The organism is Bacteroides sp. AN502(2024) (genome assembly GCF_041227145.1).
Taxonomy (GTDB): domain Bacteria; phylum Bacteroidota; class Bacteroidia; order Bacteroidales; family Bacteroidaceae; genus Bacteroides.
Genome location: NZ_JBGFSP010000003.1, coordinates 1,084,294 through 1,098,655 on the forward strand (window position 1 = coordinate 1,084,294; position 14,362 = coordinate 1,098,655).

Here is a 14,362-nt window from a genome sequence, read left to right on the forward strand (position 1 = left end):
TAATAGATGGTTATTATTGTGCGTTAATTACTCTACGGTCGTAGACCTCGATTTCGGTACTGTAAGACGTTTCACTCTTAGGCAAGGCAAGTGTATAGTTCTTGTCCCCCTGTTCAAGAACAAAAGTTTCCGGTACAGAGGTACTTGTCACATAAAGTTTATGTTCAATACGCGGCATGCCATAGCGCCGTAAATCATTCCAGCGGTGAGTCTCTTCAAAGCAAAATTCACGCCGGCGTTCGTCCCGAACAAATTGAAGAAGCGTTTCCGCATCGGTAAAATCAGAGACAGCCAGTTCTTGATATTGTCCGGCAGTGAAACGACATTTTCTCAACTCATTCAATAAAGCGACAGCAGACTCCTTGTCATTGCCAGTATTTCTATGTACATATGCCTCTGCCATGTTCAGCCAGACTTCAGCACTACGGAATGCCTGAGTGTAACACTGCTTGTTGGAATTGATATCATAATGTTTGAATGGAATCTTCCGATAATCATCATACGCCCAATACATCTTCCAATCCGCATCATAATCGATGTAATCCTGCATAAAGAAAGCGTACATACGGTTGTCTCCTTCTTCATAAATACGGATCAAATCATTCTCTTCTGTTTGAGAAGGCACGAATATAGCTCCTCTAATTAAATCCATGAAAGCATGATACCTCATTCCCGCATTTCCGAATGTGAACAGAACCTCCGGATTCTTACCGGTCAAGAATACGAATTTGGAAATCCTATTACTCATATCGTCGGCTGTTAATGCACTTATATCATATAGCTTGATGCCTTCCTCCTTCAGAAGCTCTCCATAACGGATGACCTCATCCCACTGATGGGTGTATAACGCTACGCGAGTTTTAAGCAGTAAAGCAGCTTTCTTGGATACAACAAATATGTTTTTGGTGGGTTGGGCCGTTTCAAACAGCTTCAAAGCTGTATCCAAGTCTTCATTTATTTGCTTGTACACTTGTGCCACCGTCGAACGCCGAGGCTGGTCGCGACTCACCTTACTTTCCAGTCTGATAGCCACTCCCATATCTGTATCAGCCGTCAATTCGTTATAAGGGAGCCCGTACCAATTAAGCAGGCAAAAATAATTAAAAGCCCGTAATGTATACGCCTGAGCCAGACACGAGTGCACACTTGCCCTGTCACCTAGCATATCTTCACCGATCTCAATGACCGTATTGCACGCCATGATATTTTTATAACGGTTTTCATAAGGACTGCCATAATTTACCAAGTAATATTCGATATCATACGCCCAGCAGAATGCTCCCCGTCCGGTAGCAATCAAAGAAGTTGCGTCCCCTTCAACTTGCATACTTTCAGCTGCTGCACGCGGAGATATTTCTACATCATCCGTCATCAAATCCATCCATTCCACATCATCCGTATATGAGTCAGGATATCCTTCACCGTAAAGAACAGACTGAAATTCTTCCACCTTTTCCGGAATCAGCAAATCGCCGGAACTCTCGTTCAGATAATCGGAACAGGAGATTGTCACGATTGCCAAAGCCAGACTTCCTATTACAGGATATAATTTAATTTTCATAATATACTCACTTTTATTTAGTTGTTAATTTAAAATGTAATGCTGGCTCCCACACTGTAACTTGGCATCAAAGGCATATTAGCATATGCTGTTGTCGGGTCGAGCCCGTCCCAGGCTTTGGGAGCCCAAGTCTTTAAGTTGCTTCCCTGCAAACGGATGGTCATCTCTTTTACATTTAGTTTATTAAGTACACTACTGGGCAAACGATAGCTCAGTGTCACATTGCGCAAACGCAGGAAATCATTCTTTGCAATGCGCAAATCGCTCATATCATACATTTCAGGCATCATCACATCCGAATTTCGGTTATTATCATAAAATCCTCTCAACTCATCCGGAAATCCGTTTGCAATTTTTTCATCATACAATGCTGGAATATTAGTGAAATGTTCATCACCAGGTTGTTTCCAGCGGTTCGCCAGGGCTTTGGGCAGATTAGCGGAAGGGTCGAAAGCCTTTTCTGCTTTATTATAAATAGATGGCAGACGTTTGACAGCTCCCAATTGGTAGCTGAAACCAATGGAAAGACTAAGATTGTTCTTATAAGTGAGGCGAGTATCAAACCCACCGGACAAATCTGGATAAATACTACCGGAAGGTACCAATTCCATCGCTGCATAATCACCGTCGTGTACCTTTCGCCCGTCAGTGGTATAAAACAACGGATAACCGTTCTCACTCGAAAGTCCGGCAAACTTGAACGAATAGATTGTCCCGAGCGGCTGTCCGATAGTGGCAACATTACCTGCCAACATTTGTTGGTATACCTCTTTACCTGTCAGATTGGCATCGAAGGCATAACGCACCTCATTTGTATTGTGGCTGAAGTTATAGGAAACATTCCAACTGAAAGTCTTATTACGTATCAGGTCGGCGCTAATGACACCTTCAATTCCTTTATTAATAGCTTCGCCCGCATTCATAAACATATAATTTCGCCCGGTGGTAGGAGACACCTGCATGTCTGTAATCAGATCAGTCGTTTTCTTCCGATAATAATCTACCGTCAGATTGAGTCTGTTTCTGAAAAACGAAAGGTCAAGTCCGATGTTATAGGAATGCGTCTTCTCCCAGCGCAAATCCGGATTCGGAAGTCGTTTAATAGTGCCGGGACGGAGTCCGGATACTGGATTTTCCTTATTCATAGAGACAATCAAGTACGGAGTCGCATCATCATGAATGTTTCCTTGCAGCCCATAAGAAGCACGAAGAGAAAGATTATCCATAAAGCGGGCAGTTTCCATGAAACGTTCGTTGGATACAATCCATTTCCCGGCAAGCGACCATGTCGGTAACCAACGATATTCCGGATTGCTGCCAAATTTATTGGCACCGTCTGATCGTATATTGGCATTCAAGATATAACGTTCATCATAGCAATAGCTGGCAGAACCTATATACGAAGCAATCTGCGTCACTCGTTCCGTAATAACAGGATTGAACAGCCCAACCGTTGCCAGAGAGATATATGAAGAGGTAAATACGGGAGAGACGGACTGCCCATAGTTGGGGTCCCAGCCATAAGACAGCACCTTGTTTCCACTATACTTCTCCGAACGAATCTCAATACCACCAAACAAGTTGACACTATGCTGTTCAGCAAACGTATTCACATAATTCAATGTATTCCGGACTGTATAAGATCGACTTTGAATGAAATCCTCCTGCAATTTTCCACCAAACGGCAGGCTGGAACGTTCATATTCTGTATCCCCTTTCTGATATTTTCCATAATCATACTGACGTATGCTACCGACCTCATAAGAGTGATCGGTTGCCCACGAAGTGGTACGATTATCACTCCAATAATAAGAAACCGTCCCTGTATAAGTAAGCCCCTTCAACAGACGTGCATTGAAGTTCAGTACTCCGCCCAAACGACGGGTATTATTTTTCCGCCCAGTCTGTTCCAGCTCATTTAGCACATTGTATGTAATATAATCGGGAGCAACCCCACCTTTTGCATAAAAATACCATTCACCGTTATCACCATAGATCGGAATAGCACGCGACGTATTAAAAGCATAAGAAAACGGATTGACCGAAGAGTACCCTTCGTTATTCTGATTGCTGATTTCCATTTTAAGGTCTACATCAAAAATCCGGTTAATTTTAAAATACAACTTGCCCAACCCCGTAAAACGATCGCTTTCCGATTTCTTCGCAATGCCAGGACTCTTGTTATAACTCAATGAAGTATAATAACGTACCTTTTCTGTTCCGCCGGTCACAGACACATTATGATTCTGTGTTATAACAGGACGAAACAGTGCCTTGAACCAATCGCTGTTCATTGTTTCATATTTCCCGACAAGTGAAGAGAATTCACTCTGGCTGATTTTTTTGTTAATCAACTGCTGCAACGCACCTTCATAACTCTCCTGAATAGGAACACGCGGATACTCCAGACGCGCCTCATAAATATCCTGAGAAAGCTGTACCCTTTCCTGAGAATTCATCAAATCAAACTGGCTATAACGAGGGCGGGTGTTTATATTCACAACCGCATCATACGTCACTACCGGAGCGGATACGGTTCCCCGCTTGGTAGTCACCACAATCACCCCATTTGCCGCCTTCACCCCATAAATGGCAGTAGCCGACGCATCTTTCAAAACACTAATACTTTCAATATCCTGCGGACTCAATCCGGAAATACTATTGCCTATCAAATAAGCTGCATCGGGGCTATTTAAGTCAGAAGCCGTAAATGGCACTACATCGGACATAATCACCCCGTCTACCACCCAAACCGGAGCCTTATTGCCATTAATTGTCGAATTACCGCGAATTCGGATGGTTGGCGTACTACTCGGCTCACCCGACTGTGTCATCACCGTCATTCCGGGAATTTTTCCTTGTAGCATCTGGTCGATACTCATGGCTTCGGGAGCGATAACATCTTTCGCTTTAACCGTAGCAATTGCACTTGCCAATTCGCGCCGATTCATGGCTTGATATCCAGTCACCACTACTTCATCTATGGCCGACGCATTGCTGGTCAGTTTCACATGCAGAGAAGAACCTGTCCGTTCGGTAACATGTATCTCCCGTTTTTCCATACCTACATAGCTGAATTGAAGAACAGGTTCCGCCCCACTGACCATTATACTAAACTCACCGTCCATATTGGTTGTGGTACCTACATTCGTATGCTTAAGATGCACATGCACGCCGGGCAACGTTTCTCCCTCTTCTCCCACCACCTTACCAACAATTCTCTTATGTTTTAGAAGGACAGGATCGGATTTCCGAATAATAATCGTGCTTTTCACGATACTATATTCAAGTCCTGTCCCATACAACAGTTTATCAAGAATCTGACCGATAGTCATTCCGGTATATGAGCCCGAAATGTACGGCACATTTTCCAATACCTGCTTCTGATAAACAAAGTCATAATCCGTCTTTTTCTTTAAATCGGCAATGACTCTCTCGATAGGCTGTTTGTCGTAACTGACATCCAGGCTCTGTGCCCATCCTTTCAAGGGAAAAGCGATGAGCAGGACTAATATACTCCGGCAAACAAAACGCTTTTTACATGCTAACATAATGTCTTTTTTTTAATGAAACGTATATAATAATAGCTATCTCTTTGACAGGATAATGTTTGGTCCTTTCATTTCCAGTTTTATTCCACCGCTTTTTTCAAGAATACGAATCACATCATCAAATTCCGCATAACGTGGGATACTTCCCATAAACACAGTAGCTTTCAGACTCTCATCTTTAAATGTATAAGTAAAGTTATACCATCGGCTCAATGTACACATGATTTGTTCCAGATTCTGCTCTTCGAACACAAACATACCGTTTTTCCAACTAACGAACACCTCCGGATTGACTGTACGCAGAGAAGCTGTCGCATCCTTTTTGTTGAATAACGACTGATGATTAGGAGCAAGTATCAACTCCCCCTGCCCTGTTCCGACCGGCCGAATAGAGATACTTCCTTCGACAAGAGTAGTACAAACCGCTTCATCCTCCTCGTAAGAACGAACATTAAATTCGGTTCCATAAACTCGTATCAATTGCCCGTCCGTCTCTATGTAGAAAGGCTTCTCCGCATCTTTATGCACCTTAAAATAAGCTTCTCCCTGAACAGACACTCTTCGTTCCTCACTCCCGAAGGTTTCGGGATATGTCAGCCTGGACTCAGCATTGAGCCACACTTCTGTCCCGTCTTCCAGAACAATCTTAAACTCCCCTCCTCTTGGAGTAATCAAGATGTTTGCTTTTACTTTCTCCACCTCCCCAACAGTCGAGGCAGAAACAGCTTGTGCCTGAACAGAAGAGAGCGCCTTCTTTTGACTGGTGATAAGTGTGTCCGAATCCAGTGTAAGATTTTCACCGGTACTCAAAATCAGGGTGGCCTGTGTCTGCCCGGGACGAATCTCAACGGCCTGCAATAATTCCTCTTCCTCCACGGAGGCCGAATGATGTATCCATCCGTTCACTTTCCAGACAAGTATCAATAGAGCGATTGCGGCAACTCCCGCCCATAACCGGAAAATGTACTTCGTGCGTTCCGGACGAACAGCCAAACGAGCTATCCGCCCTTTCATATCAGCCAACGGACGTTCTATCCCGACCGATTTCATCAGTCTATACTCTCGGGCTAAACGCTCCTTATCTGTCAGTCTTTGATAAAGTTGTTCATTCTTATCACTCTGCCGACGCCATTCATCCAACATCCCATGTTCATATTCTGTCAGTTGACCAGTCAGTTCTCTGCCAATCAGCACAGCAATACGCTTTATATTTTCTTCTTCCATATTTACATTGTTTTTACCTATAACGCAAACGATTAAAAAAAGGACAGTAAAAAGAAGAAAAAACTAAAGAAAAGTTAGAAAAAGATTATTTTATAATTACTTTTGTATCTGTGAATGATTTGCAAGCAGATAGATGGAGCAGATATTTAGAGATTTCAAGGCAGGCAGAATCGATACGTTTTACCAAAAAATGTATCCTCAACTCTTACTATATGCCGGAAGGCATTTGGGAAAAGATTACGCATTTCTGGCAGAAGACTGCGTACAAGACGCAATTTACCAGACATACCTTCATAAAGATTCGCTAGCCTCTACATTTGCCTTCAAATCTTTCCTATATTCCTGCATTTATAACGCAACTATATCCCTCCTACGCCACCAAACGGCAAAAGAGAACTACCTGTCTGCCCATGCAAAAGAAGAGGAGGAGGAGAACTTCCTCAACAGCCTAATCGAACAAGAAACATTGGACATGCTCTGGAATGCCATAGAACAACTTCCCTCCAAATATCGAGAGCTGTTTGAACTAAGTTTCGAGCAAGGCCTGAAGAATGCTGAAATAGCCAACCGACTCAACATTTCCGAAAGTGCCGTTAAGAAAAGAAAGGCGCAGTTCATTGCATTACTACGCCAACATCTTTCTCAGCAAACAAACGATGAGATAAAACTCATTCTCATCGTACTTTTCAGGTTATTGAACTCATAATCAGAACGGATAACCGATAGCAAAGTGTATCCCCAGATTCTTAAAGAAGGCTCCGGTGACATTGTAATACCCACTTCTTTCTGTGTCATAAGGCATATGCAAAGGAACACCGAAATCGAGACGGAACACAAGAATATCCATGTCGTAACGGACACCTAGCCCTGTGCCCAAAGCAATCTGTTTCGGGAAAGTTTTCAAACGAAGCTGTGACTTGGGGCGAGCCTCATCCTTACGCATCAGCCAAACGTTTCCTGCATCCAAAAAGGTGGCTCCCCAAATGCTCTTGAAGATGCGGAAACGATATTCCACATTCGCTTCGAAACGGAAAGTTCCTGTCTGATCAAGATAGGAATAACGGCTTTTTTCAGGATGGTAGCCACCCGGTCCGATGCTGCGTACGGTAAAGGCACGGATACTGTTGGCACCACCTACGTAGAATTGCTCGTTATATGGAGCTATGGTAGAATTACCATAAGAGAAGAGAGCCCCCAGTGCTACGCGGGAAGCGATCTTATTGTTCTTATCCATATTCCATAAATAGCGGAATTCGGTGTTGAACTTCATAAATTGGGAGAACGGCGCCCCCAGGAGTTTTTTCCCTTCTTCATCATACGGTCGGCCGAAAGCACGGTAGCTGGTGGATGTCAAGTTTCCGGCAGAAGTAATGGTGGATTGCCACCAAATAGGGTTCTTTACCCGGCGTGCCGAAGCGTTATCGTAGGTATATGTGTATTCCATAGCCGGGATAAATTGATTGTCCAAGCTGATATATAACGCAGGATTGGCAGCCGCTATTTCCTGAAATTCTTTCGTTCGATGCTGTAAGACGTTAAACGTCAGTTTGAAAGGCGTAATGCTATGGCGGCTGGTGCGGGTCGGCTGAAAATCATAGGTTGCATTTCCACCGAATGACAATAGCTTGTAATACTTGGCACGGTTCAACTGGTCGGCGTATAGACGGAATGTAGTGGTAGCCGGATAGTCAAATTCCATCTTACCCAGACGGGGGAATACGACTCTCGGAAAAGTGAGAGATGTGGAAAGTCCCATTTCCCAACTATTCATTAACGAGCTTTTATTTCCACCGCCGGTTTGCCATTCATAAGACCCTTTCAGTTTTACGTTCCAGCTTTCTCCACCACCGAATACATTGTTACGAGTGACCCCAAATGAGGCGCCGGGCCCCGTCTGGTCATTACTTTTGGTAACTACATTCAATTCCAGTTCGGCATCCAGCGGTTTGGCGAAGGCAGCCTGCATCGTGATGTCCAATGTATCGCAAACGGCTGTCGTATCCCTGGGAGCGTACTGTATGTCCGTATAGCTGAATATTCCCAATTGACCAAGTTTTTCCTGCACCTGCTCCTGGCGGTATTGGCTGTAAAGGCGGGTACGGTTGGAAGCACGCATCTGAGCATTACGGACAAACTTCTGATAATTCAGCCAACGATACAGCATATTGGGGCGGACTTGTAATTTATTGTAATAGTGAATCTTAAGATTCTTGTAGAACAAACTGTCATTCGGGGCTTCACCGTTCTTTCCGAACAGATAGACAGATGCGTCACCTACATAATAGGGACGTTGCGCAGCAGCGGGCAATCCCGGAACAGGAATCAAACGCAGGCTGATATGACCGCCGGGGATTAGGGTGGTATCTGCCTGGTATGTCATATAGTCGGGACGGAAATAAAAATATCCGCGGTTACGTAGTAGCGTGCTGATGCGGGTACGCTCTTCGTCCAGATCCACCACGTTGAACTGTTCACCGGGGCTGATGTAAGACATCCGGCGCCCACGCTCCATAATCCGTAAAGTTAGAGGAGTGAAACGCTGATAATAAACCGTATCAATGAAGTAGGGATTCTTCATATCTACCGTATAGACAATACCTGCCTTCAGGCTGTCTTTCTTGTCGACCTCTGTTTGGTAAGTCACCTTTCCGTTAAAATAGCCATAATCACGCAACAGATTGGTTGTTACCTTGATGCGAACATCCGGATTGACGGTAGAGATAAAAACAGGCGGATTGGCAGCAAAGCGGTTGAATATCCACTTGCCGAGGCCTTTTTCATATTTCACAAAACCATTGTACATCCACATCTTAAAAGGAATAGGCAGAAAACCTCCGAGCATCTTTGTACTGGGAGTTTTGTCAAGAGCTGCGTCAATCTCAGTCATAGCTGTCACACCTACCGGCGTGGTCGATTTATTTACTACAACGGTTTTGCTACCGGTATAGAGCATCTCCCCTTCAGGCAGATGCTTTGTCACCGAACAACCAGCAAACAGGATGATACCAATCAGACTTATTGTCACTATATGACTATATATACTTTTCATGCTTACTTCTTTTTCTTAAAGATGAACAGTTCACTGAGTTTATCCAGTTTCTTGCGAAGTACCAGACCGACTCCGGTTTCCGTAATCTCGCCTTCGAGCACACTCTCATAGTTCTTGTCATAGAACAGACGGACGTAGCGTGTTCCCGTCCTATCCAAACGGTATTCCAAAGAGATATTATCGATAAAGGATTCGGCATCGTTCGCCACATTCTCACCTGTGGATACCTTACCGCCAATCACAATTTGGAAACGATTGTTGAAGAGACGTTGCGAATAGCGGAAACTATAATCCGTACGCTTGCCACCCGTATCCGAATTGTCATGATCTTCGACACCGACAGAGAGGCTTGCATTTTTCAGATTACCCATCAATGAGTTAATCTGACTGCTCAATACGGAGGTCAGGGCAGCGCCCATGTTCAGCTTGCCGAGTCCACCGCCGCCACCGCCAATCGGTCCGGTGCCGAGGTAGGTTTTCATCACCATGATATACAGTGCCTGTTTACCGCGTTCTTCAGCCCCCATAGCGGTCAGTTCGTTTTGCACGGTCGCGTCTTCGGGAGCTGACACATCGAATGCGAACGAGAGATTATCCAAGCGGTTCTTCACTATAACGGAAACATCGAAGTTGACCATGCGGCTTCCCCCGTTCTCGCCTTCAGATACGGATGCACGGATGCGGTCGGTCGCTTTGAAGTTCAGCATCGGGTCCATCGGGTTTCCCGTCCATTCCACATAGCTGCCGTTGTCGATGGCAAATTCTTTTGCCGCAATCACCGGCAAAGCATATTTCATCAAACCGCCACTCAAGGTGTAGCGTCCCGTCAGTGTCAGATCTCCTTGCGGAATGTATTTCATGGAGAGGTCACCGCCGCCTTCCAATTCAATACGGTTACCATTACTTGTATCCAAATCAACTTTCACCCGGACAGACGGGTCGATATGTACCATCATTACCATATCCAGCCCACCTAATGAAACAGTCGGCACCTCCTGGTGGACAACGGTTGTAGTATCACTGAATGAGGTGAATGCCACAAGACTTCCCAAGCGGTCTTGTACGGTCAATGGCGAGTCGGTCAAGATATACGAAACATCGGTATTACCCAACAGGCTTACGTTTCCACGCATATTCAGCCCGTCCAAAGGTCCTTTCACCGTTGCACGGAAATCGGCAAATACTTTGCCGTAAACCAGACTTTCACGGGTGCGTTTGGCATCCAGCAAGGTATAGTTCTGTGCCAGCATATTCAGATTTGCCATCGGACAACTCATGTCTCTGAAATCAACATAGCCATCAATGGTAAACGGATTCTTCGATGTAGTGTAGATAGCGAATTTATCAAACAACAGCCGGTTATTTTTTATCTGCACAGGACGGTTGTCAAGCATGAAGCGGGCACCATACTGCCGGGAAAAGGCGGCAACGCTATCCAGTATCAGTTCACCGTTTATCAAAGGTTGTTCGGTGCTGCCCGTGATGTTCAGATCACCATCCATATCACCGGACAAGGTGACTATCCGGTCGGGAATAAATACATTGGCTACCCGAAGCGGGAAATGTTCCAAAGTCGTATTCACCTCCAGACTGTCTTTCCCCGTTCGGGTGGGAAGCAGTTTTCCATCCGCTACCAATACTTCTATCCGGTCATGGTTCAGGTAACCATTCAGATATTGTTCCCCCCTTCACCCGGCAACCAGGTGGCACCCAATGCAACGTCACCGATACGTTGGCGCTCATAGGTCAATTCATCAATAGATGCCTCGGCCGAGAGCTGCAAATCGTTTTCCGTCTGTATATAATGAGCCTCCAACGAAAACAATCCGGTTATTTCAGGGAAATAAGGCAATACGCTCGTTATTTCTTGCAAGCGGATTCTGCGTATTTCAACATCTATATTCTGCAAAGACACCGTGTCTCCTTGCACAGAATGAACTCGGAATCCCATTCCTTCCTCATCCCACATATCCACGTTGGCATATACACGCATATTCTTATGCAGGTATATCCAGTTGTGATTCTCGTTAAAATGGAATTTTCGGAAGGCGACAATCGGATGTTCCGGAATCAGCCTGAAAGCTATTCCGTTCCCTTTACCATGTCCTTCGAAGAGTGGACGGGCGTTGACACCCCATAATACCCCTGTTTCTCCTTTGCCGTTTTTGTAGTCTACCAGTAATTCAGCGTCACGATCGCGGATTTCCCCTGTCAGAGTGGTGGAGAATGAAAATTGCGGATGCTTCGGTCCGTTGATAACTCCGGCACGCAACTTCATAAATGTGGTATCCTGTTTGACAGTGAAGAAAACGGTATCGAGTTGCAATGTATCCATTTTCAACGCATGGATGGCAGCCTTACCGTTGATTCCCCCATCCGGATCCGTACCGAGTTTCACGGAAGCATCCTGATAGAATATGTTTCTGGCAGCCAGGAAATAGGCTAACGGATTCTCTTTTCTTGCGGAGAAAGAGAGAATGGCTGTCGGCAATGCTTCGCGCAACTCTGTGTGGTTCAAAGCTTTCTCATCTATCTGTTTCATCAACACATCTACCAAATGAGTCGATTGGCGAATCAAAGGATTAACACCGGAGCGTGTACTCAAATCAAGTTTCATATCTCCGGAGGCCAAATGTACCGAAACAAAATCCCGACGGGCTTCAGCAGCTAAATTGAAAGCCATCGGACGTTTCATTGGTTGCGGCATAAGTCCCCATTCATGCAGATCCAGTCGATCAATATCAACCATTATCTTACCGTCGGGGTAACTGTGTGCCAGATTATATTCAGCATCAGTTGTCATCTTCAATAAGGCATTATCACTTGTCAGATGTGCAGTGGCCAGTGCGCCTTTCAGTTCTCCTCTCAAATCAAGGTTGGAAAGATGATAGTTTGCATAATGAAGTTGATCCAATGAAAGATTCAATTTAGCTAAAGAACGGTAGGACATGATATCCAGTCCACGCCCATTAGCTGCCGCCGAAAGAGAAAGTTCATAGATAGAATCTTTCGGAAGAAAATGCTGGAGTTGCAGATTGTCTATTTTCAAATCAGCCCTATAAACCTCAGTAGATGTATTTAATGCAGCATTTACATCCATAACGCCTTCTCTTTCTTTCAGATGAAGGTTCGCTTTATATTCGGGACCTTTGATATCGACTCTCGCCGCCAGATTCATACTGTCGGGAATTACGACAGTGCCATTGGGAGCGTCTCCTGACAGGGCAGTCAGGAAGTTCAGATTTTGAGTAGTCATTTTCAGACCGATAGTTCCGGTACGCGTCAGACTGTCGGTCAAGTTTTCAATAACCCCGCCTCCTTCCAATGCAAAAGCCCCCGGCAAGTCTACCGTCAGACGGGAAATCTGCATCTGTTTCAAGTTACCGTCCGTACCGGCACGGATAACAAGTGGACGAAACGGATAGGCTTTCTTAAAACGCTCAGGCAGTCCCCCTGCCAATAACAGCACATCTTCTTTGCCGATATAGGCATTGAGGTTGGCAGACAAATGCCCTGCAGTCGGGATATTGATCAGTTCCCAATAGGTATGGGCTGATAAATCTATTTCAGAATGAGGGGTCTTTAGTTTTAAACCGGGAATGCTAATGATTGAATCGTTGGAGTACGCTCTACCTGTCAATGAAGTAACACTTAGTCCGGAACGTTCATTCATGGTAAACTCACGAATGACCGCCTTCATATCCCTACCTTTATACAACAAGGAATCCAAAGCGATACGAACATCGCGAACCGCAATATGAGAAGCATCCAAGCCTTCCGTCGGCTGCGCGGTTCCTGTATCGTAACTAGCGGAAGTTCCAGACAACAGAAACTTTTTCAAACCATAAGACTGATCTTTCAAATCAGCTTGAGCCTCATCAATAGCAGCCTCTCCGATATGAACTGCCATTTGCAGGGTATCGGCAGGAAGCTGCATCATGAATGATACATTCTTTAGTTTCAATTGATGAAGGTCCACTTTCCAGTTGACCGGAGCGGAAGCTGTAGTATCTTTAGGAGTAGTCGTGGTATCATTCATCAGCAACTGTACATGAGTATCAGATAGTTCAGCCCGGTTGATTACCGCTATTTCATTAGATAAATCAACGCCATGGCTTCGCAAGAAGAAACGTCCTAAAACGCCCTTAACCTGCATACCTTCCACCCAATTGGCTGAGTTAACAACGATCCGGCTTAAAGTTACCTCATCCACTTCCACCTTTCCTTTGATCAACGGCCATGCCTGTATACGGACATTCAGGCTTTCCAAAGACAAAAGAGTGTCCGGCTGTTGAATAACCTCCACGCCGCGTACCAACAAATTAAGTGGGAAACGAAGATCGATCCGCTCCACCTGAATCTGCATACCGGTTGCTTTAGAGGCGTATGCAGTAACCTCCCGGCGCAAAAGATTCTGAACGGGGGGGACATAAAGCAATACCATTAGTATTACAAAGAGTATGACAGGAGTAAACAGTATCCAGCTTACCCGGCGTATCCATTTTCGTTTCATGTAAAATGTGTCAGTGTAAATAAGGTGACACAAAGTAAACAATTTATTTTGAAAAAAGGTTTGACTACGGAAATAAAATGTTCCTCAGTGCACGGATCTTTCATTAAAAATGCGACTCCAGAGATCTTTCCTTCTTTTTCGCTTCAGTGCCTTCAGCCATCCCCAAACCGCTTATTCATCGGCCTTCCGGCTGAAGGCAAACCCTAAAAGTAAAAAATATTGCTTTCAGCCGTTTGCAAATCCGCAAGCATCCATGATTTACAGAAAGCCTTTACTATCAGGTTAGCAAGCCTTTGTTGGGTATCTTTGCAAGATGAATTTACATAGGCTAATTAAGATTAGCCGATAAGCTAACTGTTGTTATCTTACAGGCTAATCAAGGTTAGCGTATCTATTTATTCAGATTAGCCGGTATATTTTAAAGGAAGAATGACACAAAGGAACTGTTGGAACCACAGAAATCT

Annotated in this window: 5 protein-coding genes and 1 pseudogene; 1 reads left to right on the forward strand and 5 read right to left on the reverse strand. The window is 44.7% G+C overall.

The annotated features are described in order from the left end of the window. Nucleotides 1–13 precede the first annotated feature (13 nt). The 3 genes from AB9N12_RS04325 to AB9N12_RS04335 are packed head-to-tail and all read right to left on the reverse strand — an operon-like array spanning nucleotide 14 to nucleotide 6,336. On the reverse strand, nucleotides 14–1,561 hold the full coding sequence (locus tag AB9N12_RS04325; RefSeq protein WP_369889999.1) for a RagB/SusD family nutrient uptake outer membrane protein: 1,548 nt from the start codon (nucleotides 1,559–1,561) through the stop codon (nucleotides 14–16). A gap of 29 nt (nucleotides 1,562–1,590) precedes the next feature. Beyond that, the gene (locus AB9N12_RS04330) at nucleotides 1,591–5,112 is read right to left on the reverse strand and encodes a SusC/RagA family TonB-linked outer membrane protein (protein ID WP_369890001.1); all 3,522 of its coding nucleotides are present in this window, start codon (nucleotides 5,110–5,112) and stop codon (nucleotides 1,591–1,593) included. 36 nt (nucleotides 5,113–5,148) lie between these two features. Beyond that, nucleotides 5,149–6,336, reverse strand: coding sequence for a FecR family protein (locus tag AB9N12_RS04335; RefSeq protein WP_369890003.1), 1,188 nt, complete (start codon nucleotides 6,334–6,336; stop codon nucleotides 5,149–5,151). 133 nt (nucleotides 6,337–6,469) lie between these two features. Here AB9N12_RS04335 and AB9N12_RS04340 point away from each other — a divergent pair, with 133 nt between their 5' ends. Continuing rightward, nucleotides 6,470–7,042 carry an RNA polymerase sigma factor gene (locus AB9N12_RS04340; RefSeq protein ID WP_369890005.1) on the forward strand — a complete coding sequence of 191 codons (573 nt, stop codon included), beginning with the start codon at nucleotides 6,470–6,472 and terminating at the stop codon, nucleotides 7,040–7,042. On the opposite strand, the gene AB9N12_RS04345 is transcribed toward AB9N12_RS04340, so the two are convergent. Both AB9N12_RS04345 and AB9N12_RS04350 read right to left on the reverse strand, forming a co-directional pair. Next, the gene (locus AB9N12_RS04345; protein WP_369890006.1) at nucleotides 7,043–9,385 is read right to left on the reverse strand and encodes a BamA/TamA family outer membrane protein; all 2,343 of its coding nucleotides are present in this window, start codon (nucleotides 9,383–9,385) and stop codon (nucleotides 7,043–7,045) included. It abuts the gene before it with no gap. 2 nt (nucleotides 9,386–9,387) lie between these two features. Then, nucleotides 9,388–13,898 (reverse strand): annotated as a pseudogene (locus tag AB9N12_RS04350) (translocation/assembly module TamB domain-containing protein). Between the last annotated feature and the right edge of the window lie 464 nt (nucleotides 13,899–14,362).

What these genes read in the sequence shown, in the direction of transcription:
- AB9N12_RS04325 (WP_369889999.1), bottom strand. Translation starts at nt 1,561, where the DNA reads ATGAAAATTAAATTATATCCTGTAATAGGAAGTCTGGCTTTGGCAATC.
- AB9N12_RS04330 (WP_369890001.1), bottom strand. Translation starts at nt 5,112, where the DNA reads ATGTTAGCATGTAAAAAGCGTTTTGTTTGCCGGAGTATATTAGTCCTG.
- AB9N12_RS04335 (WP_369890003.1), bottom strand. Translation starts at nt 6,336, where the DNA reads ATGGAAGAAGAAAATATAAAGCGTATTGCTGTGCTGATTGGCAGAGAA.
- AB9N12_RS04340 (WP_369890005.1), top strand. Translation starts at nt 6,470, where the DNA reads ATGGAGCAGATATTTAGAGATTTCAAGGCAGGCAGAATCGATACGTTT.
- AB9N12_RS04345 (WP_369890006.1), bottom strand. Translation starts at nt 9,385, where the DNA reads ATGAAAAGTATATATAGTCATATAGTGACAATAAGTCTGATTGGTATC.